The following is a 268-nucleotide window of genomic DNA, read 5'->3' on the forward strand; positions in this document are numbered from 1 at the left end:
GACGACCGGTAGTGGTGTGCCGGCGGCCAGGGCGAAGCTGGCGGCGAGGTGGCGCAGGTCGTGCAGGGCGATGCGGGGGACGCCGGCCTTGTCGCAGAGCAGGTGGAAGCGGTCCAGGACGCTCTTGGGGTGGAGGGGGCGGCCGTGGCGGTGGAAGACGTAGCCGCCGGCGGGGGTGATCTGGCCGAAGGCTCGTGAGCCGGCGCGGTCGTCGAGGGCGTCGGCGACGCGGTCGGAGAGGGCGACCCAGGCGCGGCTGCCCTTGGTC

1 protein-coding gene is annotated in these 268 nt (G+C 75.0%); it reads right to left on the minus strand.

Going from position 1 to position 268, the window contains the following annotated elements:
- Positions 1 to 268: tyrosine-type recombinase/integrase (locus UK12_RS35670; RefSeq protein WP_045307383.1), on the minus strand; the 268-nt coding region annotated here is incomplete at both ends.

This window comes from Saccharothrix sp. ST-888 (assembly GCF_000955975.1).
In the GTDB taxonomy this organism is placed as follows: domain Bacteria; phylum Actinomycetota; class Actinomycetes; order Streptomycetales; family Streptomycetaceae; genus Kitasatospora.